3 protein-coding genes are annotated in these 2,824 nt (G+C 39.3%); 2 read left to right on the forward strand and 1 reads right to left on the reverse strand.

What is annotated here, in order from left to right; genetic code table 11:
• Positions 1–369: 369 nt before the first annotated feature.
• Together DZ54_RS0116555 and DZ54_RS0116560 are read left to right on the forward strand one after the other, a co-directional pair.
• On the forward strand, positions 370–864 hold the full coding sequence (locus tag DZ54_RS0116555; RefSeq protein WP_025675295.1) for an Hcp family type VI secretion system effector: 495 nt from the start codon (positions 370–372) through the stop codon (positions 862–864).
• Positions 857–1,642 carry a DUF4225 domain-containing protein gene (locus tag DZ54_RS0116560; RefSeq protein WP_025675298.1) on the forward strand — a complete coding sequence of 262 codons (786 nt, stop codon included), beginning with the start codon at positions 857–859 and terminating at the stop codon, positions 1,640–1,642. Before DZ54_RS0116555 ends, DZ54_RS0116560 begins: the two co-directional genes overlap by 8 nt.
• Positions 1,643–2,071: 429 nt before the next feature.
• On the opposite strand, the gene DZ54_RS0116565 is transcribed toward DZ54_RS0116560, so the two are convergent.
• Positions 2,072–2,557 carry a hypothetical protein gene (locus DZ54_RS0116565; protein ID WP_025675299.1) on the reverse strand — a complete coding sequence of 162 codons (486 nt, stop codon included), beginning with the start codon at positions 2,555–2,557 and terminating at the stop codon, positions 2,072–2,074.
• Positions 2,558–2,824 lie beyond the last annotated feature (267 nt).

The following is a 2,824-nucleotide window of genomic DNA, read 5'->3' on the forward strand; positions in this document are numbered from 1 at the left end:
TCGCTTTAAATGCAGTTCAGGACAGAATTGGTAKAGAGAGTCATGTAAGATATTGAGTTCGCACATCTTGTTGTCTGATTATTGATTTTTGGTGAAACCATTTGATCATATGACAAGGTGTGCATCTACCTTAAATTGATGATTTTTATCTAAATCATCAGGGGATTCCTCAGCGCCACGCGTTGGCAATCCCTCTTGAGCCGTTTGTTATGTGCCATTTTGTGCACTGAACCATAACTTAACTGTCTTTCATAGGCAAGATGTTGCCCATGCGTGATCTTCTGTGCAAATTTGACAATTATCTTTTAATAGACTTAGGCTCGGCATTAAACTCTGCCTAACTTTAAAATGACTTCTTAAGGAAAACTCATGGCTCACACTGCCTACCTAACCATTGTTGGTGAAAAACAAGGCTTAATTTCTAGTGGCTGTAACACCAAGGACTCAATGGGCAATAAATTTCAAACTGAGCATATGAATGAAATTACCGTATTGTGTTGTGAACATAATATGAATAAGCAACCAGAGGATACTCGAAAAACACACTGCCCACTCTACATCACCAAAAATATCGATAAAGCCTCACCACTTTTAGCCACGGCATTTGCAAGCCAAGAATACTTAGATTGTGTCATTGATTTCTTCAGAACAAACGAGCAAGGGTATAACGAAAAGTTTTATACCATTGAACTTAAAAAAGCACTGGTTACAGGCATTGACTTTACACAACCCCACACTGTTCTTTCACACAATGAAGAAATGCATGAAAACATCGCACTAAGTTACAAAGAAATTGTCTGGAAACACAATATCGCAGGGACGATGGGGTACGACAATTGGGAAAATGGTGGATTACATGGCTAGACCCGATTTATATGAATTTTGGGAAGTTCAAAAGGCAACAAAGAACTTAACCATGCAAGCCTCTATTTTATCTCAACGGCATATTAAGAACGGTGCATTACGGTCTAAATTTACACGAGAAATTGATGTCTTTGGACAGTGTTTAGTTGAGGACTTCGAAAATGGCCGAAAAACTAAAAACCAAGTATTTAATGAGGTGCAAAAAGAAAACCGCAATCTTCTTGACCAAGGAAAACTGATTGCTCAAAAAGGTATTGGCCTCATTGCAGGTGTAATGCAAACCGTAGCTGGAGGAGCGACATGTTATTATTCCGCAGGAATGCTATGCGCTGTTTATGGTGCCCCTCTAGCGTTACATGGAGCTAATAATATTTATGAAAATGGTAAATATTTCGTTGATGGCGATGAAAATGCAACTGGTCTAGTTCGCCAAGGTTATCAAAATGCAGCCCAATTTATAGGCTTTGATCAACACGTTGGAAATATGGCTTATTACGGTGTTGATTTAGGGCTTTCAGTTCGCGGAGTCTTTGGCCGTTCAACCACCGTAAAACCACCATCAGCGTCAAATGAACTACATTATGCACCAAGCTTGCTACCGCCAAAACCAGTACAAACATGGAATCGTCGCCAACATGCAAAGCGCTTTAAATTGTTCAGATACTCATCTGAAGATTATTTAAGAGGCTATCAAGCAACTAGCAAAGCAGCGCTAGGAGCCGAAGCTCTTGGAGATGCTGCCACACTGGAACAATTATACAAGGAATCTAACAAGTGATAGAAAATATTTTATTTTGGATTGTTTCTTTTATGTTAATTATTATATTTAGAAAAGCATCAAAATTAAATTATTCCAGATCATTTCACATATGGATATATGCATTTTTTTGGTTGTTAGTAGGTAGTCAATATTATTCTATATTCATCAATGGCGATCCAATGTTTTTTATGGATGCGATTATACCAAGCTTTAGTGGTAATTATTTCATCCAATATTCCAGCCTATTCATATCGTTAATCTTTTGTATTTTCTGTCTACCTAAAACGAGAGTACCTAAAAATGATTAGTACACGGGCACATAACGCCCTATTAAGGTGTGAGCAACGCAATGCCGAAGCTACCGCATACCACCTTAAATACTAAACGCAACGCATAGTAAAAATGCCACGCGTTGCGAATCACTCTTAAATATTTTGTTATACGAATTTACCCACCCAAGTTACTAAATAAGCTAATTAACTGGTTCACCGACCCAAATTTGGTTAAGGCTTCACTTACTAATTTCGAACCCGCATCTTTTGCACCTTGATTGATAGTATCAACAAGCTTGTCCCCTAGATTTTGACTAACTTCTAAAGAGCTAGGAACTAACTTGAGGAGCTCCAGTCCTTTTGGAGACAGAGTTATATCTATACACTTCTTCGACGTATAAAAACCTGCCATTTCATTCTCAATTTTTCCGTACAGGAAGCCCGAATCAATGAGCCAAAGAGCAGTATCAAGTAAAAAGTCTGCCTCTTGGCATTTACTTATATATTCTTCATACCCCTCGTTGTCATCAAGGAATGAGCGATGCTCAAAGTCGATACCAAGAAACTCAAAAGCATCAATTTCAGTTCTTCGAGGGAAGTTTTCATATAGATGAGCTAGCAGCATTGCCACCAACTCGCCGAACTTTTGAATGTTATTCATACTTTCTCAATTCGTATAACGCCCGCGTATTGAGCGACAATTACGGTGGCCGGTCTAGCGACAATTATCTTGGCCGGTTGGTCTGATAAGGTTCGGTACAGCAGAACGGAGGGAGTTCACTGTGCCGGGAACACGAATCACGGATCAACAGGTCACTATCTATATGACTCATAGAAAACGAAATAGCCAAGTTGTTGCTGCTGCTAAAGCAGGGATTTCAGAACGTTCAGCCCGGCGTCTGGATAAAGCCAATCAACCACCAGACGA

Source organism: Salinivibrio socompensis S35 (assembly GCF_000513715.1).
In the GTDB taxonomy this organism is placed as follows: Bacteria; Pseudomonadota; Gammaproteobacteria; order Enterobacterales; family Vibrionaceae; genus Salinivibrio; species Salinivibrio socompensis.

Excerpts from the sequence above, each read along its gene's own strand:
- DZ54_RS0116555 (WP_025675295.1), top strand. The coding sequence starts at position 370 with ATGGCTCACACTGCCTACCTAACCATTGTTGGTGAAAAACAAGGCTTA.
- DZ54_RS0116560 (WP_025675298.1), top strand. The coding sequence starts at position 857 with ATGGCTAGACCCGATTTATATGAATTTTGGGAAGTTCAAAAGGCAACA.
- DZ54_RS0116565 (WP_025675299.1), bottom strand. The coding sequence starts at position 2,557 with ATGAATAACATTCAAAAGTTCGGCGAGTTGGTGGCAATGCTGCTAGCT.